Genomic DNA, 19107 nt, shown 5'->3' with positions numbered 1-19107 from the left:
GCACCGTCCCTCCCGATTCATTCGCTTCGCTCATACCCGGGGGATGAGCGCCACCCCCCACCAACCGGCCAGCCAGGCCGGTCGCCCCGGAAGGAGCACGTCAATGGCCACGCCCTATACCCCCACCGTCCACGGCACCGGTGTGCGGGCCACGATCCAGCGCTTCGGCGGCCATCTCGCCGGGATGATCATGCCCAACATCGGCGCCTTCATCGCCTGGGGCCTCATCACGGCCCTGTTCATCCCGACCGGGTGGCTGCCGAACAAGACACTCGCCGAACTCGTCGGCCCGATAATCAGCACCCTCCTCCCGGTGCTCATCGGCTACACCGGCGGCCGGATGGTCCACGCCCAGCGCGGCGCGGTCGTCGGCGCCGTCGCCACGATGGGCGTGGTCGTCGGGGCGGACGTCCCGATGTTCCTCGGCGCGATGATCATCGGTCCGCTGGCCGCGCTGATCCTCAAGTACGTCGACCGGTTCACCTCGGAGCGGACCAGGGCCGGCTTCGAGATGCTGGTCGACAACTTCACCGCCGGGATCGTCGGCGCGGTCATGGCGATCGCCGGCGTCCTCGCCATCGGCCCGGTCGTGGAGAAGGTCACCGAGGTGGCGGGCAGCGGGGTCGAGTGGCTCATCAGCCACTCTCTGCTGCCGATCGCCTCGGTCATCATCGAGCCGGCCAAGGTGCTGTTCCTCAACAACGCGATCAACCACGGCGTGCTCGGGCCGCTGGGTGTCGCCGAGTCGGTCAAGCACGGCAAGTCGATCCTGTTCATGCTGGAGTCCAACCCCGGTCCTGGCCTCGGCCTGCTGATCGCCTACCTGCTGTTCGGCCCGAGGTCGCTGCGTCCCAGCACCCCCGCCGCCATGATCATCCACTTCTTCGGCGGCATCCACGAGATCTACTTCCCGTATGTGCTGATGAAGCCGCGCCTGATCCTCGCGGTGATCGCCGGCGGCGCCTCGGGCGTGCTCACCTTCCTGGTCACCGGGGCGGGCCTGGTCGCGACCCCGTCGCCGGGCAGCATCTTCGCCTACATGGCGGTGACCCCGAAGGGCGGCTGGTTCGGCGTGATCGCCGGGATCGTGGTCGCGACGGCCGTCTCCTTCGCCGTCGCCGCCGCGCTGCTGGGCTTCGGCCGCGCCAACGGCGACCAGGCGGACGAGCCTGCGCAGGCGGCCATCCCGGACGGCACCGGCGACACCACCATCACGAGCGACGAGAGCCGCGACACAACCGGCGAGACGGCGGCCGAGAGCGTGCCCGCCACCAAGGAGGCGTAGAACCGTGTCCAGCATCGAGGGCAAGGACGTCCGCAAGCTCATCGTGGCCTGCGACGCGGGCATGGGCAGCAGCGTCATGCTGGCGAGCACGCTGCGCAAGCAGCTCAAGGGCACCCCGGTCAGCGTGGAGCACACCCCGGTCAACTCGATCCCCGGGGACGCCGACGTGATCGTGTGCCACACCGGGCTGGCCGACCGGGCCAGGGCGAGCGCCCCCGGCGTCGTGCTCGTGCCGTTCCAGGTCTTCATCGGCGACCCGGCCGTGGCCCGGGTCGTCACCGCCATCAAGAACGGGGGCACGATCGATGGCTGACCGGGCCGGGACGGCCCCGCTCCCCCTCGATCCCCGCGCCGTACGGACGGCCGCGACCGCCGCGGACGTCGAGGACGCCATCCGGCAGTGCGGAGCGGTCCTCCAGGAGGTCGGCGCGGTGGACGGGAGCTACATCGAGGCCATGCTCGAACGCGAGCGGTCGATCTCCACGTACGTCGGCGAGGGCGTCGCCATCCCCCACGGCACGCTGACCTCGAAGGAGGCGGTCCGCCACGACGCCGTCTGCGTGCTGCGCTTCCCCGAGGGCGTCGACTGGCACGGCGAGCGGGTGACGGTGTGCGTCGGCATCGCCGCCCGCGGGGACGGCCACCTGCGGCTGCTGTCGCAGCTCGCCCAGATCCTGCTCGACCCGGACCGCGCCGCGGCCCTGCGCGCGGCCACCGAGGTCGACGAGGTCATCCACCTGCTGCAACCGGACGGAGAGGAAGACTCCGAGTGAAAGTCGCCCGTTTCCACGCTCCCGGGGACATCCGCCTGGAGGAGGTGCCCGAGCCCGTCGCCCGCCCCGGCGAAGTCAAGATCCGCGTGCGCAACTGTTCGACGTGCGGCACGGACGTGAAGATCTACCGGTTCGGGCACCACCACATCAGGCCGCCCCGCGTTATGGGCCACGAGATCGCCGGGGAGATCGTGGAGCTCGGCGAGGGCGTCACCGGCTGGAGCCCGGGCGACCGGGTGCAGGTGATCGCCGCGATCCCGTGCGGTCAGTGCGAGGAGTGCCGCCGGGGCCACCTCACGGTCTGCCCCGACCAGGAGTCGATGGGCTACCACTACGACGGCGGCTTCGCGCAGTACATGGTCGTGCCGGCCAAGGTGCTCGCCGTGGACGGGCTCAACCGCATCCCTGACGGGGTGGGGTTCGCCGAGGCGTCCCTCGCCGAGCCGCTCGCCTGCGTGCTCAACGGGCAGGAGCTGGCCCGCGTCGGCGAGGGCGACGACGTGGTCGTCGTCGGCTCGGGCCCGATCGGCTGCCTGCACGTGCGGCTGGCCCGCTCGCGCGGCGCGGCCCGGGTGTTCCTCGCCGACCTGAACGCCGAACGCCTCACGATGGCCGCCGACCTCGTACGGCCGGACGCGGCGATCTGCTCGGGCGAGACCGACCTCGTGGACGAGGTGCTCAAGCTGACCGGAGGCCGCGGCGCCGACGTGGTGATCACGGCGGCGGCCTCCGGCGCGGCCCAGCAGCAGGCGTTGCAGATGGCCGCGCGGCAGGGCCGGATCAGCTTCTTCGGCGGGTTGCCGAAGGACGACCCGATCATCGCCTGCGACTCCAACCTGGTGCACTACCGGGAGCTGACCATCGTCGGCGCCAACGGGTCGAGCCCGGCGCACAACGCCCGCGCCCTGCGGCTCATCGCCGACGGAGCGGTGCCGGTCGCCGACCTGATCACCCATCGCCTCGGCCTGGACGAGGTCATGGACGCCATCGACGTCGTCGCCCGCGGCGCCGCCATCAAGGTCACCATCGAGCCCTGAGAGGAACCCGATGCCGGAAAGGACAGTGGCGGTCGCCTCGCGCTCCGGCCTGCACGCCCGCCCCGCCAAGATCTTCGTCGAGGCGGCGGCGCGGCAGGCGGCGCCCGTGCGCATCCGCGTCGGCGGCGGGAAGGCCGTCCCCGCCAACAGCATGCTGGGCGTGCTCACCCTCGGGGCCGGGCACGGCACCGAGGTCACCCTGGAGGCCGAAGGACCGGGGGCGGAGGAGGCCCTCGCCGCCCTCGCGGACCTGCTGTCCCGTGACCTCGACGCCGAGGGGGCCGAAGGGACCCCGGACGCCGGAGCCGGAGCCGCCTGACCCGCCCGACCCGCCTGACCGGCGCGGCCGTCGTCGCCCGCGAAGATGGCCCCCGCGCTCCCCTTCGTGGAGACTGGGAGGGCGGGGAAGGAGGACCATCCGATGGCGACGCGGACACGGCGGAGGACGGACGCGGACGAGCGCGACGAGCGCGACGAGTCACGCTTCCTGCACCGGTTCTTTCTCCACCGGCGGCCCGCTCCCGCGCTGCGCCCGCTGGTCGCGTGGTACAGCGGCTACCGCGAGGCCGGAGTCCCGCCGGCCACGCATCGCGGCCTGCCGTCGCCCTACCTGACGATGATCGTCACGCTCGACGACCCGCTCGTCGTCGCGGCGCACCCCGATCCGCGCACCCCGCCCGGGTCGTACGACACGCTGGTCGGGGGGCTGCACACCAGCCCCGCCCTGATCAGGCACGACGGGCGGCAGTCGGGCGTGCAGCTCGCGCTGACGCCGCTCGGCGCGCGGGCCCTGCTCGGGCTGCCCGCCGGGGAGCTGTCGGGGCTCGACCTGGACGGCGCCGAGGTGCTCGGCCGGCTGGCGGGCGAGCTGCGCGAGCGCCTGCTGGAGGCGCCCGGCTGGGACGAGCGCTTCGCGATGCTCGACGCGGTCCTGTCCCGGCACGCCCGCCCCACGCGGGCGCATCCGCCCGAGGTGGCGCGGGCGTGGCGGCGGATGCTGGCCGCCGGCGGGCAGGTCACCGTGTCCGGTCTCGCCGGCGACGCGGGCTGGAGCACCAGGCACCTGAACGGCCGGTTCCGGGAGGAGATCGGCCTGTCCCCCAAGGAGGCGGCGCGGGTCGTCAGGTTCGACCGGGTCCGCCGCCTGCTTCAGGGCGCGGTGGCGTCCGGACAGCGGCTCACGCTGGCCGAGGCGGCGGCCGAGTGCGGGTTCTACGACCAGGCGCACCTCGCCCGCGAGTTCGGCGGCCTCGCCGGGTGCTCGCCCAGCCGATGGCTGGCCGAGGAGGGCGGCCACGGCGGCGAGTTGTTCCGAAACGTCCAAGCCGGGGCGGGGGACGGCCCGCCAGACTCGGTGGCATGAACGACACCACACCAGCACCGCAGGTATGGCCCACGCTGCGGGCCAGGGACGCACGCGCCCTGATCGCCTTCCTCGTCGAGGCGTTCGGCTTCGAGGAGACCGCCGTGTACGGCGAGGGCGACCGCGTCGACCACGCCCAGCTCTCCTGGCCGCACGGCGGCGGGATCATGCTGGGCAGCGTCCGGGACACGCCGGACGACAAGTGGAGCCTCACCCCCGGCTCGTTCGGCGCGTACGCCGTGACCGACGACCCGGACGCGTTGTTCGCCCGGGCGACCGCCGCCGGGGCGCGGGTCGTCCAGGAGCCGTACGACACCGACTACGGCTCCCGCGAGTTCGCCGTCCGCGACCCGGAGGACAACCTCTGGTCGTTCGGCACCTACCGCGGCGAGCCGCGGAAGGCCACCGCTACGGGGTGAGGCAGGGGATTCCCCACCGTGGTTCCGGCGGTGCGCGGGATGGGCCGTGATCACCGCCGGAACCTACCGCCATGGCCATGACGAACCCCCTCTCCAAGCGCCTGCTCGCCACCGCGGCCTGCGCCGCCTCCATCACCTGTACGACACACCCGGCCAGGCGTTCCGGGCGCCGTACGACACGACCTGCACCGGCTGGAAGCCCCGGGTCCCGGTCACGCTGTACTCCTCCCGGGGCGCGGCGCCCTGCGATCCCTCCCCCGCGTGCTCCGGACGTTCCAGGATCTCCTCTCCTGAGGCACCGAGACGAATACCCCGACAAAAAGCGGAAAGGGGGGTCTTGAAGAGGACAAACAGCTCAAATGAGATCAAATAGCGAGAGGAGCCGTCCCATGACGGACGTGTCGAGCAAGGGGCCGGAGCCCGGGGACGAGCGTCCGGTGCTGACCAACCGTCAAGGGCACCCGGTCTACGACAACCAGAACCAGCGGACGGTCGGCGCGCGCGGCCCGGCCACTCTCGAGAACTACCAGTTCCTGGAGAAGATGAGTCACTTCGACCGGGAGCGCATCCCGGAACGGGTGGTGCACGCGCGCGGCACGACGTCGTACGGCTTCTTCGAGGCGTACGGCATGTGGGGCGACGAGCCGATCGCCCGGTTCACGAGGGCGAAGCTGTTCCAGGAAGCCGGCAAGCGCACCGACGTGGCGGTGCGGTTCTCGACGGTGATCGGGGGGCGCGACTCGTCCGAGTGCGCCCGCGACCCACGCGGGTTCGCCGTGAAGTTCTACACCGAGGACGGCAACTGGGACCTCGTCGGAAACGACCTCGCGGTGTTCTTCATCCGCGACGCCATCAAGTTCCCCGACGTGATCCACTCGCTCAAGCCGGACCCGGTCACCTTCCGGCAGGAGCCGAACCGGATCTTCGACTTCATGTCGCAGAGCCCCGAGACGATGCACATGATCGTCAACTTGTTCAGCCCGCGCGGCATCCCGGCGGACTACCGGCACATGCAGGGCTTCGGGGTGAACACCTACAAGTGGGTCAACGAGCGGGGTGAGACCGTGCTCGTGAAGTACCACTGGATGCCCAAGCAGGGGGTCAGGAGCATGACGGCCGAGGACGCCGCACGCATCCAGGCCCACGAGCTGGGCCACGCCACGAAGGACCTGCACGACGCCATCGAGCGCGGCGACTACCCGGAGTGGGAGCTGCTCGTCCAGATGATGAGCGACGACGAGCACCCCGAGCTGGACTTCGACCCGCTCGACGACACCAAGGTCTGGCCGGAGAACGACTTCCCGGCCAAGCCGGTCGGCCGGATGGTCCTGAACCGGACCGTGGACAACGTCTTCGCCGAGAACGAGCAGATCGGCTTCGGCACCGGCGTCCTCGTCGACGGGCTGGACTTCTCCGACGACAAGATGCTGGTGGGACGCACGTTCTCCTACAGCGACACCCAGCGCTACCGCGTCGGGCCGAACTACCTGCAACTGCCGGTCAACCAGGCCAGGAACGCCGACGTGCGGACCAACCAGCGCGACGGCTTCATGACCTACCAGCAGGACCAGGGCGGCGAGAACCCGCACGTCAACTACGAGCCCTCGATCACCGGCGGACTGCGCGAGGGGCAGTTCCCGACGCACGACGAGCAGGGCCCGGAGATCGTCGGCAGGCTCACCCGCAAGCGCATCCCGCGGACCAACGACTACAAGCAGGCGGGCCAGCGCTACCTGCTCATGGAGCAGTGGGAGCGCGACGACCTGGTGGAGAACTTCGTCACCATGCTGTCGCAGTGCGACCGGCCGATCCAGGAGCGCATGGTCTGGCACTTCCTGCTGGTCGAGGACGACCTCGGGCTGCGCGTCGGCGAGGGGCTCGGCATCACGCCCGACGACGTCAAGCACCTGGAGCCGCTGGCGAGCCAGGACCTGACCGACGAGGACAGGGAGCGCCTGTCCAACCTCGGCAAGAACGGCCCGCGCGACGTCTCGGGCCTGAAGATGACGCACTGCGTCCCCAACGAGCGGGCGACCGTACCCGCCATGTGAGATCCGCCGTACGCATCAGGGCCCGGCCGGGGACTCCCCGGCCGGGCCGCGGTTCCGCACGCGGTCAGCGGGACCGTCCGCCGACCAGGGATACGGCGATCGCCAGGACGAACCAGCGGACGGGCAGCGGGCCGAGGCAAAGGACCGCGCCGACCACCATGAGCCAGGCCGGCCGGACCCGCGCCCGGACGAGCACGACCGCGACGGCGATCCAGCCCAGCGCGAGCAGCGCGAATGACAGGAGATAGCCGGCCGTCGTGGTGTCGAGCCCCGTGTCGGCGATCTGCGGCGCCTTCGCGGCCAGGCCCGGCACGAGGAAGACCGCGTCCCACTGCCCGCCGGCCGTCATGATCGTCCCGATGAGGGCCAGGAGCCAGGCCGGTCTGCCGACCCCGGTGGCGAACCGGTCGGTGCGGCCGAGAAGGTCGACGAGAGCGACCGCGAGCGCGATCAGGCTGAGCAGTCCCACGACCGCGGCCGCGATCCCCAGCGGGGACCGGGCGATCTCGGCGTTGTCCCCGCCCTGGGCGATCGCGGCGACGGTCAGGGCCAGGGAGATGACGGCGGACGGCCCGGCGGCGAGCGCGGCTCCGCGCGCCGCGCGGGTGGCGGGGACGGTGAGAGTGGTCATGGAGGGACCTCCCGGGAGAAGCGGATCGTCGCCAGGACGCTAGGCGGTGCGAGATCCGCCGCTCTTCGGCCGTGTGAGCGATTCCGGGTGTCCGGAGGGAGTCCCCTCGGCGCCGCGTGGCCGAGTCGCCTCGTCCGTGCGGAGGAGAAGGTCGTCCGTGTGGTAGCTGTTCGGCGCTGGTCGCCCCGGCTATCGTCCTGCCATGTCCGGCTGGCGTGGCTCTGTCTACCCTCTGCTCGCGGCCGCCCTCGGGGTGGTCGGCCTGGCGCAACTGCTCGCCGAGCCGCCGGCGGGCCGGCTCGCCCCCGCCGTGCTGGCGTCGGCGCTCGCCATCGGGGCACTCGCACTGATTCCGGGGCGGCTCGTGCTCGCGGCGGCGGGGGTGATCGCCGGGGTCGGCGTGCTCGCCGCTCTCCTCACCACGCCTCCCTTCGCGACGTTCCTCGCCTGTATGGTGCTCTGCGCGGCCCTGGCAAGATACGGATCAGCACGAGAGGCTTTCGCGTGCTACGGGGCGCTGGCCGTGACGATCGGCGCGATGGCGTTCCAGCAGATTCACAGCGGAGCGGACAGCGCGCTCGGGCTCGTCTATCCGGTCGTCTACTTCGGCGGGGCCGCGCTCGTCGGATGGCTGGCCCGTCAGCGGGCGGCGAACCTGCGCCTGACCCGGGAACGCGCCGACGCCCTCGAACGCGAACAGGCCACGGCCAAGGCGCTCGCGGCCGCCGAGGAGCGGGCCCGCCTGGCTCGCGACCTGCACGACGTGATCTCCCACGGGATCAGCCTCATGGTCGTCCAGGCCGAGGCGGCGGCCGAGATCCTGCCGCGAGATCCGGAACGGGCCGCACAGGCCGTGGAGGCCGTCGCCGACACGGGCCGTGCCGCCATCGCCGACCTGCACACCATGCTGTCGATGCTCGGCCCTGGACCGGCGCGGCTGACGGTGTCCGATCTCGTCGACGGTGTCCGGCGGCTCGGCGTGGACGTCCGGGTCACGGAGACGGGCGAGGCGAGGCCCCTGCCGCCCGCCGTGGCGGACACGGCCAGGCGCATCGTCCAGGAGGCGTTCACCAACGCCGTACGCCACGGTGCGCCCGGTGAGATCGCCCTGCGGACGGAGTACGCGGAGGACGAACTGGTGATCGAGGTGGTCGACGACGGCACCGCCCGGCTCCCCGCGGTCCCGGGGTCGGGCCGGGGACTGCGCGGCATGGCCGAACGGGCGGATCTGGTCGGGGGCTCGGTGACCGCCGGGCCCGCCCCAGAGGGCGGCTTCCGGGTGCGGGCGAGGCTCCGCACATGATCCGCGTTCTGCTCGCCGACGACCAGGAACTGGTACGGCTCGGCCTCCGGATGATCCTGGAGGCTCAGGAGGACGTCGAGGTGGTCGCGGAGGCGGGCGACGGGGAGCAGGCGGTCCGTGAGGCCCTGCTGCACCGGCCCGACGTGGTCCTTCTCGACATCCGGATGCCGGGCATGGACGGCATCGCCGCAGCCCGGCGCATCCTGGCGGACTCCCGGCTCGCCATCCGCGTGATCATGTTGACCACGTTCGACCGGGACGAGTACCTCTACGCCGCACTGAGCGCCGGGGCCTGTGGGTTTCTGCTGAAGTCGACGCCGAGGACGCATCTGCTGCACGCTGTGCGGACCGCCGTCCACGGCGAGGCGCTGCTCGACCCCGTCCTGACACGCAGGATCGTCGAGGAGCACGCGGCGCGCCGCCCGGCGGAGGTGTCCGATCGATTGGGCGTCCTGACCGGGCGGGAGCTCGACGTGCTGCGCCAGCTCGCTTACGGTAGGTCGAACGCCGAGATAGCGGCGGCGCTCAGCCTGGCCGAGACCACGGTGAAGACGCACGTCGCGGCGGTGCTGCGGAAGCTGGACCTGCGCGGCAGGGTGCAGGCGGTGATCCTCGGCTACGAGACCGGCCTGGTGCGGCCGGGAGACAACCCGGCCCCCCGCTGATCGATCGGCGGCCGCCGGCCATCCGAGCTCTCCTCTTCCATCGGAGACGGGACGGGTGCGGACCGGCGCAGCGCGGGCTCTCCCGCTTAACTGCGCGGGCACCTGAGTCGCTACCCTACGGGGAGGCTGCGATGTTGAGGAGTGTGCGACTATGCGCGTTGTTGATGCTTTCCGGCAGGCGTACGGCGGCGAGCCCGCCGGGGTCTGGCACGCGCCCGGCAGGGTCAACCTGATCGGGGAGCACACCGACTACAACGACGGCTTCGTGCTGCCGTTCGCGGTGCCGTGGGGCGTCACCGCGGCCGTCAGCCCCCGCGAGGACCTCACGGTCCGGATCTCCTCGCTGCAGGCCCCGGGCGAGGAGCAGGTGCTGGAGGACGTCGAGCGGGCCGAGGGCTGGGCCCGCTACCCCGCCGGCGTCGTCTCGACCCTGCGCGGCGCCGGGCTGCCGGTGCGCGGCGCTGACATCGTGATCGACGGCGACGTGCCCAAGGGCGCCGGGCTGTCCTCGAGCGCGGCGCTGGAGGTGTCCGTCGGACTCGCCCTGAGCGACCTGTACGGCCTCGGCCTGGAGCCGATGGCGCTGGCCAGGCTGTGCCAGAAGGCCGAGAACGAGTTCGTCGGCATGCCGTGCGGGATCATGGACCAGGCGGCCTCGGCGCTGAGCAAGGAGGGGCACGCGCTGTTCCTCGACTGCCGCTCGCTGGCCGGCCGCGCCGTTCCGTTCGACCTGTCGGCGTACGGCCTGCAGATCCTCATCATCAACACCGGCGTCCACCACGAACTGGCCGACGGGCAGTACGCCAAGCGGCGCCAGGACTGCGAGAACGCGGCCAAGCACCTCGGCGTCCCGTCGCTGCGGGACGTCACCGACCTCGCCGCGGCCCTGTCGAGGCTCAGCGGCGACGAGCGGGCCCGCACCCAGCACGTCGTCACCGAGAACCACCGGGTGGAGGCCGTCATCGGGCTGCTGCGGGCGGGAGCCGTCCAGGAGATCGGCGCCCTGCTCAACGCCTCCCACCTGTCTCTCCGCGACCAGTACGAGGTCTCCTGCCCGGAACTGGACGTGGCGGTGGAGGGCGCGGTCAAGGGCGGCGCGCGCGGGGCACGGATGACCGGCGGCGGCTTCGGCGGCTCGGCCATCGCGCTCGTCGCCGACGACCGGGTGGACCGGGTGCGCACCACCGTGGAGCAGGCCTACGCCGAGCGCGGCTGGGCCGCGCCGACGTTCCTGCCGGCCACCCCGGCGGCCGGCGCCCACCGCGTCCGCTGAGCCCTACGCCAGGGGCGGGAAGTCCGGCGGCCGGCGTTCGAGGAAGCTCGCCACTCCCTCGGCGAAGTCCGGCCGCCGGAACGACTCCATCATCAGCCGCACGGCCTCGTCCCTGGCCTCGTCGAGCCCCGCCTGCCAGCCGCCCCAGATCTGCCGCTTGATGATCGCCATCGAGGCGGGCGAGCACTGGGTGGCCAGCTCCTTCGCGTACGCGACGGCCTCGGCGAGCAGGCGCTCCCCCGGCACCGCCCGTACGGCGAGGCCCATGGCGCACGCGTCCGCGCCGGTGAAGACCCGGCCGGACAGCAGCAGGTCCATCGCCCGCGCCTGCCCCGCCAGCCGCGGCAGGATCCAGCCCAGGCCCCACTCGGCGACCAGCCCGCGCCGGGAGAACGCGGTCGTCCACTTGGCGTCGGCTGCGGTCACGACCACGTCGCACACGAGCGCGTGGACCATCCCCAGACCGGCGCACGCGCCGTTGACCGCCGCGACGACCGGCGTCCGCAGGGTGGTGGGGAACGTGTTGGGCCGTGGGTCCTGCTCATCGGCGTACGTTCCCGCCTGGAGGGCCGTCAGGTCCGCGAAGTCGGCCCCGGCGCAGAAGCCCTTTCCCGCGCCGGTCACCACGATCGCCCGTACGGACGGGTCGCGGTCGGCCTCCTCCAGCAGGTCGAAGTAGCGCCGTCCCATCTCGGCCGTCCAGGCGTTCAGCCGTTCCGGCCGGTTCAGCGTCAGGATCCGCACACCGCCGTCGTCCTCGGACAGCACCACCATCGTCGCCCTCCTTAACCCGAACTATGTTCTACACCACGGGAGGGCGGTGGACGAAGGCCGGCGTGAGCCGTACGTCCTCGTAGTAGCGGTGGAAGACCGGCGTCGCGGCGCCGGACAGGGGCGGCACGATCCAGGACCAGTCGGCGGGGCAGACGCGCCCGCTGCGCTCCTCCCGCTCCAGATGGGTCAGGAACCGCCGCGCCTCGGTGTGGTGGTCGGTGATCGTGACGCCGTCCTCCGCGAAGGAGTGCAGCACGGCGACGTTGAGCTCCACCAGCGCCTGGTCACGCCAGAGCGTCCGGTCGTGCGAGGTGTCGAGGCCGAGCCGCTCGGCGACCACCGGAAGCTGGTCGTAGCGGTCCCGGTCGGCGAGGTTGCGCGCGCCGATCTCGGTGCCCATGTACCAGCCGTTGAACGGCGCGCACGGATAGGCGACCCCGCCGATCTCCAGCGACATGTTCGCGATCGCCGGCACGGCGTGCCACTTGAGCCCCAGGTCGGCGAACCACGGGAAGGCCGGGTGCCGCAGGGGCACCTCCAGGACCACCTCACGTGGCACCTCCCGCAGGACCAGGGCGCCCTTAGCCTCCACGATCAGCGGCAGGACGTCGAACCTCGTGCCCTCCCCCCGCCAGCCCATCCGCAGGGCCCGCTTGGTGATCTCCGCGTTCGCCGGGTCGCCGAGGACCGAGCCGTCCTCGCGGGTGTACCCGGCGTACCGGATGAGCTGGTCGTTGAGGATCCGCGGCGCCCGCTCCCCCGGCCGGTCGGGGGCGAGCACCGTGATGGTGGGGCGGATCCTGCCCCTCCCGGTGGCCGCCCTGAGGTGCTCGACGCACTCCTCGGCCACGCCGTCGGCGGTGTCCACGTGCCGCCGGTCACGGACCTGCAGCGACCGCCAGTAGAGGCGCCCGATGCACCGGTTGCTGTTGCGCCACGCCACCCGCGCGCCGAAGGTCAGCTCGCCCGTGGTGTGCGTGTACGTCCCCGTCTGGTCGATCTCCGCGAGGACCTCCCGGAGCCGGGGCTCCACCGGGCCCGCCACCGGGTTCTCCGCGTGGTGGAGCCGGATGAAGTTCTCCGCCTCCCGCCTGTCGATCTCCTCCCCGCGCTCCCGTACGGGCGCGGGGGTCTTTTTCGATTTCCGCCAAGTCAGCACGACCGCCACACACTTCGCGCTCACGGGCGCCCCGCGCCGGTTCCGGGCCGGCGGCGACACCCTCCCCGCAGTGGCCCTCACCCCACTGCGCCGTCCGTGGTCCGCGGCAGCCGCGACCGGTACGGCCACGGCGATCACATTTTCCGCGATGTCCCCGGATTTGTCCGCCAAATCCCCACACCGGCGCCCGCAGGCTTCCCAGGCGAAGCTGTCGGCCGACCGGCTTCAGTCGGTGGTTCGCGCGTTGAGCCGCGCGTGGAAGCGTTCGGTGTCGATGACGGCGCGGCGATGGGTGCCCTGGCAGACGGTGGCGGCATCGTCGTGGGCGTGGACGGTGAACGTGAGCTGCCTGCCCTCGACCGCCGTCAGTTCCGCGAGGACGGTGAGAGTGGCGCCGGGAGGTGTGGGTGCCTGGTGGCTGAGGTCGACGTGCACGCCGAGGCTCTGCTCGCCGTCCTCCAGGTGCCCTTGCAGAGCACGCATGCAGGTCCATTCCACGATGCCGACCAGATAGCCGGTGGCCAGGACCTCGGGCAGGGCGGTGAAGTCATCGGACTCGGGCAGCAGGTGCGGAACCGTACGCGCGACCGGTACCACATAGTCCAGCCGCGCGGTCAGACCCGGCCGCAGTGAGGCGTGCATGTCGGTCCTCCAGGGATCACAAGGTGGGGGGTCGTGGCGGTGGCCGGACCCGGTCAGTCTCCGGTGGCGATGACTCCGGCCTTCTCGATCATCAGTACGGCGCTGCGGACGGGGACGACGGGCCGGTGCGACATCCCGGCCGGGACGGTGAACGCCTGCCGGGGGCCGAGCTCGACGGTGTCCGCGCCCTCCAGCTCGATACGGAACAGCCCGTCCAGGACGAAGAAGAACTCATCCTGCTCGTCGTGCTTGTGCCAGTGGAACTCACCGCACATCACGCCCAGCCGCACCCAGACGTCCCCGACCGCGCTCGCCCCTGCGGGCGACAGGGATCAGGGTGCGGTGGCGATGGGCGCGATACGGGGGACGGCCAGGCGTACGTGGTCGTCGGTGGCCAGGGCGGCAGAGCGGTCCAGCCGGGCGGCGTCGAAGAACAGCTCCCGCATCCGCAGCAACGCCGGCCGGCTCACCACTCACCGCTCAGCAACTCCTTCGCCTGCGCGATGCGGTCCTCGTCGCGCTGGTAGAACACCCACTGCTTGATCTTCTTGCCGCGCACCAGCCCCGCCTGGGAGAGCACGCGCAGATGCTCGCCGCACGTGGGCTGGCTCACCTCAAGTTTCTGGGCGATGAACAAGGAACAGACCCCGTCGCGGACCAGATCACCGTCACGCTGCGGCGGGAAGTGCCGCTCGGGATCACGCAACCACTCCAGGATCAGCAGGCGCTTGTCGTTCGCCAGCGCCTTCACCAGCTCCACATCCAGCACCAGAGCATTATGGCAATCAGCTAATTGCCTGTCTACATCCCGCTCGGCCGCCCGCCGCCTCGGCTGACGCGTCGCGGCGAGGACGGCGTTCCCCGCGACGGCGACATCGAGTCCGCGCCGCGGACACATGCGCCCCGTTCCTTCGCGGAGAACAACACGAAAACCCCGGGGCGGTGGTCTGTGACCACCGCCCCGGGGTGAAATGCTCCCGCGATAGGACTCGAACCTATAACCTGCCGGTTAACAGCCGGCTGCTCTGCCGATTGAGCTACACGGGATCGTGCTCTTGTACTGCTGTTACTTCCTGCTCCGCTCGTTCCGGCCTTTCGGCTTTCCTTGCGGCGCGGAACTAGATTAGCGCACTCCGGGGGGTGTCTGTCACATCGATTCCGTCCACGAGTCGTCGGGTCTTGATCGGCGTACGGCAAAGAGCGCCCGGACGGCCCGGGAGCCCGCCCGGGCGGGGCCGGAACGGCTGCTGTTGGATAGAGACAGGCCCTCGGGGTAGGGGGGCGGGGAACACGAGCGCGGAGGTGGAAGATGCGATACAAGGCGATGTTCGCCACCGGGCTGGCCGTCGGCTACGTCCTCGGCACGCGGGCCGGGCGTGAGCGCTACGAGCAGATCAAGCGTTTCGCGCAGCGGTTCGCGGACAGCCCCACGGTGCAGGAGGCGGCGGGGCTGGTCGGCGCCCAGGCCTCGAAGGTGGCGGGCAAGGCCAAGGACCTCGCGGGCGACAAGGTGCCGTTCCTGAAGAAGACGGAGACCTGGGAGCAGGCCGACAGGACCGACCGGGTCGGCACGGCCACCGGCTGGCCGGCCGGCGCCGACCAGATCCCCTGAACCGCCCCCGAGGCCGGACCCGTCACGTGGACGGCCCCGAGAGCAGACCGGGCCCCGGTGCTCCGTTCCCGCGAAGAACCGGTCGGTACGGTCCGTGACGCACGAAAGCGGCGAGCCCCCGGCATCCCCACCGGGGGCTCGCCGCTTCGCGGAGCGCCCGGCTGTCGCCCCCGGCCCTGGTTCTCTGGAATGCGCGTCGCCGGGATGCGCGTCGTCGGGAGTGCCGTCCCAGCGTCAGCGGCCGCTGACCGCCTCGTCGGCGGTTTTGGTGATGGCGTAGGCACGCCGAAGACGCACCGATCCGGCAGCGACGTCGATGTCGTAGACCTGCACCTGCACCCGCTTGAAACCGGTCTTTCTGACCATCCGCATAGTGGCGTCACCCGTCCAGTCCAGCCGGACGTCCGTGTATGCCTCCACGATCCTGTTGTTCACGGGATCACGTTCCACCTTCTGACCCGATACCGGTACGGAGAACGTGGCGGTGACCATCCCGCTCTCCAGGTCGTACAGGGCGATCTTGGGTTTGCGCCCGGTGTCATAGACGGCCACGGTGTGCCCGTCGGCGTGCAATGCGGCGGTGGCCGCGTTGCCGCCGATGAGGCGGGGCGGCACGATGGTGGCGGTTCGCCTGCCGTCCAAGTCGTGGACATGGAGCGTGACGGACTTGTCGTCGTCCGTGCTGACGAGGATCTGGTCGCCGTCGGCACTGAAGCTCAGGGCGTCCTCATGAACCGACACCCCCTGCACCTTGCGCAGCAGCGCGCCGGTAGCGGCGTCGTACACCCGTGCCGGGTGCTTGGTGAAGCCGGCCCAGCAGCAGTCCACCGCCACGAGGGAGCCGTCATACGACATCCTCACGCGAGTGACGTCGACCTCCGACCTCGACGGCCACGCCCGGGCCCGCGAGACCCGTGTCCGGCCGTCGAGGTCGCGGATGACGAGCCGCATGTCCTTCGCCCTGATGTAGGCCAGACGGCGGCCGTCCCCGCTGACAGCGACCGGCTGCGTCGTGCGAGCCACTCCATCGAGCCGGTGACGCTTGCCGTCGGTGCTCCGGTACCACCAGGGGCCGCACTCCTCGGCGTTACGCGGGTCTTCGGCGCAGTCAGAGATGGCGGCGTACCGGATCGGGGCGGACGCCGTGCCCACGTAGACGGCACTACGGGCCGTACTCGGAACCGACACGAGGGCCGAGACGACAGAGAGCGCCCCACACAGGATCTTCACGCCATGTTGGACCTCACATCCCCGCAGAAGGTTGGTCTCGATCCCATAACGGGCCCCGCTTCAACCACTGCCACCGGGTGCGTGGGAACCGAAGCCGACACTCGTCAGAAGATCACCTGCCGGGCCGATCAGACGCCGAGGCTGCGGCGCACCTCTTCGAGAGCCTGCTCGGCGTGGGCGCGCAGGCCCGGGTCGTCGGCGTCGAGCCCGGGGTCGAAGATGAACTCCCAGCGCGGGGTGTCGTAGCCGGGGATCCGGCGGGCGACCAGGCGCACTCCCCCGCGGCCGTCGATGGTCACATGACGGCTCGCGACGATCGTCGAGGTCACCCGCTCGCGGATCGTCTCCGGCAGCCTGCCCGGCTCGGGCAGGAGGGCCCGGTGGACGGCCCCGTCCGTCATCGTGACCGTCACGCCCTCCTCGTCCCACACGGCCTTGTCCATCAGGTGCCACGGCAGGCGCCGCCCGTCCGGCAGGTGCAGCGCCCGGGTGGTGGCGACGAGGTGGCCGCCCTCCGGCGTCAGCGCGTGGCTGATCGGCCGCTCGCCGCTCTCCAGGGCGAGAGCCGTACGGACCTCACGGGGCAGCCGGGAGCCGAACAGCCGGGACAGTGAGGGCTTCTGAGAGGTCAAGGGAGCACCGCCAGCGAACGTCGACCGTTAACACCCCCGAGGCTATCCGGCGCCCCGGTCTCGGCTTCGCTCCCCCCGGAGGGAGCCGCTTCACGCCTCAGGGGAGCCACTCCTGAAGTCCGGCGAGATGCCCGAGTTCCGACTCGACGCGCTGCCTGTCGTCAGCGGTGAGCTCCAGAGCACGCAGATCGGCGAGCCAGGGATCGGCGGGCTCACCGAGGATCGTGGCCAGGTCGACGAGGTGACACAGGGCGACGGCCCGCTCGACCGGCGAGGCGCCCGCGCCGTGCCTGCGCACCGCGGATTTGAGCGCACGGAAGGCCTGCAGGTCGTCGTTCTTGAACTCGCGCAGGATCCGGGCGTTGTCGAGCGCCTTGGCCAGGCCCGTCAGCTTCTTCGAGCCGCCGTACTCCACCTCGGCCGGCTCGTCGCGCTGGATGAATATGATCGAGTTCCCGGACGGATCGATCAGCGTGAACCGGGACGCGCCGGGCCGGTAGCGGGTGATCCGCGGAAGGCCGGAACTCAGCACCTTGCCGTAGACCCGGCGCATCGCCGCGACGAACGCCGCGTGGTAGGGCGCCACGGCGTCGACCATGACCAGGCAGCCTCCGGACTCCTCACGGACCGGATCCAGGCCCTTGGGCGGCGGGCCGAAGTGCAGCTGGAATCCGCTCCACCGCAGCGCCAGATAGACATAGGGCCTGCTCTGTTTGTAGGTCGCCTCGAATCCCAGGCCCTCATAGAACGCCAGGGTCTCCTCCACTGACGCGCACGGCATCAACGGCACCGTCGTCTCGTTCGGCCGAACCGCGGGCTCACTCACGTCATCCCCCTTCCGGGTCGTCCGGCGATGGTGGCACTCCTCCGCACAGCTCGCATATGGATCGCTCCAGAGACCCGGCCTCGCCCCACCGGACGTCGGCGTTCACCCGGCCGTGCCGGGCGACACCGATAACGCGACGAGCGCCTCCCAGGGGGCGGGAGGCGCTCGTCCGCGGTCGAGGCGTCAGTCCAGGTAGTCCCGGAGCATCTGGGCCCGGGTGGGGTGGCGCAGCTTGGCCAGTGTCTTGGACTCGATCTGGCGGATGCGCTCACGCGTCACGCCGAACTCCCGGCCGACCTCCTCCAGTGTGCGGGGGTGGCCGTCGGAGAGGCCGAACCGCAGCTGGATGATCCGCTGCTCGCGCTCCGACAGCGTGGCCAGGATGTCGTCGAGCTGGTCCTGCAGCATGATGAAGGCCGCGGCCTCCATCGGCACCACGGCGTCCGCGTCCTCGATGAAGTCGCCGAGGTCGGAGTCCTCCTCACCGATGGGCGCCTGGAGCGAGACCGGCTCCTGCGCGATGCGCTGGATCTCCACCACGCGGTCGATCGGCAGGTCCATCTCGGCGGCGATCTCCTCGGGGGCGGGCTCCCGGCCGAGATCCTGGTGAAGCTGCCGCTGCACGCGGACCAATTTGTTGATCGTTTCGACCATGTGCACGGGAATCCGGATCGTTCTCGCCTGGTCGGCGATCGCCCGCGTGATCGCCTGGCGAATCCACCAGGTCGCATAGGTCGAGAACTTGTATCCCTTGGTGTAGTCGAATTTCTCGACCGCGCGGATCAGACCGAGATTGCCTTCCTGAATGAGATCCAGGAACAGCATTCCGCGCCCCACATAGCGCTTGGCGATGGAGACCACGAGCCTGAGATTGGCCTCGATGAGCCGCTGCTTGGCCCGGACGCCCTCCCAGACCAGGTCTTCCAGCTCCGGCCGGGCGAACCTGGCGGCGGGGCTCTCGCAGAGCTTGTCCTCCGCGAACAGGCCGGCCTCGATGGCCTTGGCCAGTTCCACCTCCTCCTCGGCGGTGAGCAGCGGAACCCTGCCGATCTCCCTGAGATAGATCCTGACCAGGTCGCTGGTCGGAGCGCGTTTGCCGATATCCTCCTCGTCCGGCTTGCTGGGCTCCTCGTCGCCTTGCGGCTCGAGGACCTCAACCCCGTTCTCGGCGAGCATCCGCACGACGCGCTCCAGCGCGTCGGCGGGCAACTCGGATCGGTCGAGCGCGGCGGCCACGTCGTCAACCGTGACGCTCCCGCGTTCCCTTCCCTTAGCGACGAGGTCCGCCACCTGGTCTACCGATGGCGGCCTGCTTGGCAGCACCGATGCACCCACGGAACACAGTGTGCAGGAAAGGCACCACTAAATGGCAGGCCTATTTTTGTCACCCAAGGTAAGGCGGAAGTCAATACCGAATCGAGATCAAATTATA

General features: G+C 71.0%; 23 protein-coding genes and 1 tRNA gene. 12 read left to right on the top strand and 12 right to left on the bottom strand.

The features are described 5' to 3' along the window. Nucleotides 1–103 precede the first annotated feature (103 nt). From mtlA to FLW16_RS07555, 8 genes are all read left to right on the top strand, one after another. Nucleotides 104–1285 carry a PTS mannitol transporter subunit IICB gene (gene mtlA, locus FLW16_RS07590; protein ID WP_142559018.1) on the top strand — a complete coding sequence of 394 codons (1182 nt, stop codon included), beginning with the start codon at nucleotides 104–106 and terminating at the stop codon, nucleotides 1283–1285. A 4-nt stretch (nucleotides 1286–1289) separates the two neighbouring features. Further along, nucleotides 1290–1598 (top strand): PTS lactose transporter subunit IIB, encoded by a 309-nt coding sequence (locus FLW16_RS07585; protein WP_076431715.1) that lies wholly within the window; start codon nucleotides 1290–1292, stop codon nucleotides 1596–1598. Next, a complete protein-coding gene (locus FLW16_RS07580; protein WP_142559016.1) occupies nucleotides 1591–2058 on the top strand; it encodes a PTS sugar transporter subunit IIA in 468 nt (155 codons plus the stop codon). Before FLW16_RS07585 ends, FLW16_RS07580 begins: the two co-directional genes overlap by 8 nt. Continuing rightward, nucleotides 2055–3095 carry a zinc-dependent dehydrogenase gene (locus FLW16_RS07575; protein ID WP_142559014.1) on the top strand — a complete coding sequence of 347 codons (1041 nt, stop codon included), beginning with the start codon at nucleotides 2055–2057 and terminating at the stop codon, nucleotides 3093–3095. Before FLW16_RS07580 ends, FLW16_RS07575 begins: the two co-directional genes overlap by 4 nt. Nucleotides 3096–3105: 10 nt before the next feature. Next, the gene (locus FLW16_RS07570; RefSeq protein ID WP_142559012.1) at nucleotides 3106–3414 is read left to right on the top strand and encodes an HPr family phosphocarrier protein; all 309 of its coding nucleotides are present in this window, start codon (nucleotides 3106–3108) and stop codon (nucleotides 3412–3414) included. A 102-nt stretch (nucleotides 3415–3516) separates the two neighbouring features. Beyond that, nucleotides 3517–4458, top strand: a complete 942-nt coding sequence (locus tag FLW16_RS07565) for an AraC family transcriptional regulator (RefSeq protein WP_142559010.1) — start codon at nucleotides 3517–3519, stop codon at nucleotides 4456–4458. Continuing rightward, a complete protein-coding gene (locus FLW16_RS07560; protein ID WP_142559008.1) occupies nucleotides 4455–4877 on the top strand; it encodes a VOC family protein in 423 nt (140 codons plus the stop codon). The genes FLW16_RS07565 and FLW16_RS07560 overlap by 4 nt, the downstream gene beginning before the upstream one ends. Nucleotides 4878–5266: 389 nt before the next feature. After that, a complete protein-coding gene (locus FLW16_RS07555) occupies nucleotides 5267–6928 on the top strand; it encodes a catalase (RefSeq protein ID WP_142559006.1) in 1662 nt (553 codons plus the stop codon). A 64-nt stretch (nucleotides 6929–6992) separates the two neighbouring features. Here FLW16_RS07555 and FLW16_RS07550 read toward each other — a convergent pair whose 3' ends face one another. Continuing rightward, on the bottom strand, nucleotides 6993–7559 hold the full coding sequence (locus tag FLW16_RS07550; RefSeq protein WP_142559004.1) for a hypothetical protein: 567 nt from the start codon (nucleotides 7557–7559) through the stop codon (nucleotides 6993–6995). Between the two features lie 202 nt (nucleotides 7560–7761). On the opposite strand from FLW16_RS07550, the gene FLW16_RS07545 reads away from it, so the two are divergent. The 3 genes from FLW16_RS07545 (at nucleotide 7762) to galK (ending at nucleotide 10800) form a co-directional block, all read left to right on the top strand. Continuing rightward, the gene (locus tag FLW16_RS07545) at nucleotides 7762–8862 is read left to right on the top strand and encodes a sensor histidine kinase (RefSeq protein ID WP_142559003.1); all 1101 of its coding nucleotides are present in this window, start codon (nucleotides 7762–7764) and stop codon (nucleotides 8860–8862) included. Further along, nucleotides 8859–9527 carry a response regulator transcription factor gene (locus tag FLW16_RS07540; RefSeq protein WP_142559001.1) on the top strand — a complete coding sequence of 223 codons (669 nt, stop codon included), beginning with the start codon at nucleotides 8859–8861 and terminating at the stop codon, nucleotides 9525–9527. Before FLW16_RS07545 ends, FLW16_RS07540 begins: the two co-directional genes overlap by 4 nt. 151 nt (nucleotides 9528–9678) lie before the next feature. After that, a complete protein-coding gene (galK, locus tag FLW16_RS07535; RefSeq protein ID WP_142558999.1) occupies nucleotides 9679–10800 on the top strand; it encodes a galactokinase in 1122 nt (373 codons plus the stop codon). A gap of 3 nt (nucleotides 10801–10803) precedes the next feature. Here the strand turns inward: galK and FLW16_RS07530 are convergent, their stop codons facing one another. The 7 genes from FLW16_RS07530 to FLW16_RS07505 all read right to left on the bottom strand — a co-directional run bounded on the left by FLW16_RS07530 (nucleotide 10804) and on the right by FLW16_RS07505 (nucleotide 14422). Beyond that, the gene (locus FLW16_RS07530; protein ID WP_142558997.1) at nucleotides 10804–11574 is read right to left on the bottom strand and encodes an enoyl-CoA hydratase-related protein; all 771 of its coding nucleotides are present in this window, start codon (nucleotides 11572–11574) and stop codon (nucleotides 10804–10806) included. Nucleotides 11575–11602: 28 nt separating this feature from the next. After that, nucleotides 11603–12757 (bottom strand): nitric oxide synthase oxygenase, encoded by a 1155-nt coding sequence (locus tag FLW16_RS07525; RefSeq protein WP_260614984.1) that lies wholly within the window; start codon nucleotides 12755–12757, stop codon nucleotides 11603–11605. Between the two features lie 201 nt (nucleotides 12758–12958). Continuing rightward, complete coding sequence (locus FLW16_RS07520; protein ID WP_142558995.1) at nucleotides 12959–13375, bottom strand: thioesterase family protein; 417 nt, start codon at nucleotides 13373–13375, stop codon at nucleotides 12959–12961. A 53-nt stretch (nucleotides 13376–13428) separates the two neighbouring features. Continuing rightward, a complete protein-coding gene (locus FLW16_RS07515; protein WP_221890935.1) occupies nucleotides 13429–13665 on the bottom strand; it encodes a cupin domain-containing protein in 237 nt (78 codons plus the stop codon). 42 nt (nucleotides 13666–13707) lie between these two features. Further along, nucleotides 13708–13848: a hypothetical protein gene (locus FLW16_RS43520; protein WP_185949301.1), complete on the bottom strand. Its 141-nt coding sequence runs from the start codon at nucleotides 13846–13848 to the stop codon at nucleotides 13708–13710. Next, nucleotides 13842–14144, bottom strand: a complete 303-nt coding sequence (locus FLW16_RS07510; protein WP_142558993.1) for a helix-turn-helix transcriptional regulator — start codon at nucleotides 14142–14144, stop codon at nucleotides 13842–13844. Before FLW16_RS07510 ends, FLW16_RS43520 begins: the two co-directional genes overlap by 7 nt. A gap of 205 nt (nucleotides 14145–14349) precedes the next feature. After that, a tRNA-Asn gene (locus tag FLW16_RS07505) sits at nucleotides 14350–14422 on the bottom strand. Between the two features lie 262 nt (nucleotides 14423–14684). On the opposite strand from FLW16_RS07505, the gene FLW16_RS45015 reads away from it, so the two are divergent. Further along, on the top strand, nucleotides 14685–14987 hold the full coding sequence (locus FLW16_RS45015) for a YtxH domain-containing protein (RefSeq protein ID WP_142558991.1): 303 nt from the start codon (nucleotides 14685–14687) through the stop codon (nucleotides 14985–14987). Between the two features lie 234 nt (nucleotides 14988–15221). Here FLW16_RS45015 and FLW16_RS07495 read toward each other — a convergent pair whose 3' ends face one another. From FLW16_RS07495 to rpoD, 4 genes are all read right to left on the bottom strand, one after another. Beyond that, nucleotides 15222–16010, bottom strand: a complete 789-nt coding sequence (locus tag FLW16_RS07495; RefSeq protein WP_142558989.1) for a WD40 repeat domain-containing protein — start codon at nucleotides 16008–16010, stop codon at nucleotides 15222–15224. Between the two features lie 335 nt (nucleotides 16011–16345). Next, a complete protein-coding gene (locus tag FLW16_RS07490; RefSeq protein WP_260614983.1) occupies nucleotides 16346–16849 on the bottom strand; it encodes a hypothetical protein in 504 nt (167 codons plus the stop codon). A 97-nt stretch (nucleotides 16850–16946) separates the two neighbouring features. Further along, nucleotides 16947–17675 carry a glyoxalase gene (locus FLW16_RS07485; protein WP_142558987.1) on the bottom strand — a complete coding sequence of 243 codons (729 nt, stop codon included), beginning with the start codon at nucleotides 17673–17675 and terminating at the stop codon, nucleotides 16947–16949. A 183-nt stretch (nucleotides 17676–17858) separates the two neighbouring features. Beyond that, a complete protein-coding gene (rpoD, locus tag FLW16_RS07480; protein ID WP_079312297.1) occupies nucleotides 17859–18998 on the bottom strand; it encodes an RNA polymerase sigma factor RpoD in 1140 nt (379 codons plus the stop codon). Nucleotides 18999–19107 lie beyond the last annotated feature (109 nt).

The sequence above is a fragment of the Microbispora sp. KK1-11 genome (genome assembly GCF_006874435.1).
Lineage (GTDB): Bacteria > Actinomycetota > Actinomycetes > Streptosporangiales > Streptosporangiaceae > Microbispora > Microbispora catharanthi.
The sequence above is the reverse complement of the archived record's forward strand: the minus strand, read 5'-3'. Positions and strand labels throughout refer to the sequence as shown.

Bases quoted from the DNA above. Each gene is read 5' to 3' on its own strand.
- mtlA (WP_142559018.1), top strand. From the start codon at position 104: ATGGCCACGCCCTATACCCCCACCGTCCACGGCACCGGTGTGCGGGCC.
- FLW16_RS07530 (WP_142558997.1), bottom strand. From the start codon at position 11,574: ATGGTGGTGCTGTCCGAGGACGACGGCGGTGTGCGGATCCTGACGCTG.
- FLW16_RS07520 (WP_142558995.1), bottom strand. From the start codon at position 13,375: ATGCACGCCTCACTGCGGCCGGGTCTGACCGCGCGGCTGGACTATGTG.
- FLW16_RS07560 (WP_142559008.1), top strand. From the start codon at position 4,455: ATGAACGACACCACACCAGCACCGCAGGTATGGCCCACGCTGCGGGCC.
- FLW16_RS07550 (WP_142559004.1), bottom strand. From the start codon at position 7,559: ATGACCACTCTCACCGTCCCCGCCACCCGCGCGGCGCGCGGAGCCGCG.
- FLW16_RS07580 (WP_142559016.1), top strand. From the start codon at position 1,591: ATGGCTGACCGGGCCGGGACGGCCCCGCTCCCCCTCGATCCCCGCGCC.
- FLW16_RS45015 (WP_142558991.1), top strand. From the start codon at position 14,685: ATGCGATACAAGGCGATGTTCGCCACCGGGCTGGCCGTCGGCTACGTC.
- FLW16_RS07545 (WP_142559003.1), top strand. From the start codon at position 7,762: ATGTCCGGCTGGCGTGGCTCTGTCTACCCTCTGCTCGCGGCCGCCCTC.
- FLW16_RS07540 (WP_142559001.1), top strand. From the start codon at position 8,859: ATGATCCGCGTTCTGCTCGCCGACGACCAGGAACTGGTACGGCTCGGC.
- FLW16_RS07565 (WP_142559010.1), top strand. From the start codon at position 3,517: ATGGCGACGCGGACACGGCGGAGGACGGACGCGGACGAGCGCGACGAG.
- galK (WP_142558999.1), top strand. From the start codon at position 9,679: ATGCGCGTTGTTGATGCTTTCCGGCAGGCGTACGGCGGCGAGCCCGCC.
- FLW16_RS07570 (WP_142559012.1), top strand. From the start codon at position 3,106: ATGCCGGAAAGGACAGTGGCGGTCGCCTCGCGCTCCGGCCTGCACGCC.
- FLW16_RS07555 (WP_142559006.1), top strand. From the start codon at position 5,267: ATGACGGACGTGTCGAGCAAGGGGCCGGAGCCCGGGGACGAGCGTCCG.